Genomic DNA, 636 nt, shown 5'->3' with positions numbered 1-636 from the left:
CCACAGCGAACATGAATTCTCAGCCCGGAGGCGCTATTTTCACCGAATCTCGCCGAGCGTCCAGAGCGCCCTACAATCATGCGGCGCTGGCACCTGAGCGATTGGACGAGTTGCGCCTGCGGCATCCCGGCTTCAGCGGCGACTGGGCCCATCTGGCGCGGCTCGAGGCCGAACTGGCAATTGAGCCCGGTTCGGCAGAACGATTTGAGCGGTGGAACCGCTGGCGGCTGGAGCAACCGGCGGTCGACAATCCCCGCTTCGAGCCGGTCCATCTTGAGGGCGCCTCCCTCCGGAGAGCGGATTTTCGGGGGGCTAACCTCGATGGCGCCTTTTTCTGCCAGGCCGAATTGGCGGGCGCCGATCTGCGAGACGTCAGCGGCAAGCGAGCCAATTTTCATGCCGCCAACCTGGCCCGAGCCGACCTCTCCCGCGCCGACCTGACCGGCGCCCAAATGGACGAAGCCAGCCTGGTCGGAGTGATCGCTGTCGGCGTGAACCTAAGCCAGGCCGACCTAACCGGCGCCGATCTGGACGAAGCCGATTGCCGCGAGAGTCGGCTTTCGAGCGCTACGCTGACCAAGATCCGCGCTCCCCACATCATCCTGACCGACGCCGATGCCTGCGGAGCTTTACTGC

At 65.1% G+C, this 636-nt stretch carries 1 protein-coding gene; it reads left to right on the top strand.

What is annotated here, in order from left to right; genetic code table 11:
- Positions 1-101: 101 nt before the first annotated feature.
- Positions 102-636 (top strand): pentapeptide repeat-containing protein (locus C5Y96_RS01220; RefSeq protein ID WP_199188606.1); only part of this gene is annotated, 535 nt, incomplete at its 3' end.

It is taken from the genome of Blastopirellula marina, assembly GCF_002967715.1.
GTDB classification, from domain to species: Bacteria; Planctomycetota; Planctomycetia; order Pirellulales; family Pirellulaceae; genus Bremerella; species Bremerella marina_B.
Note: the sequence above shows the minus strand (reverse complement) of the source record. Positions and strands in the feature narration are given on the sequence as shown.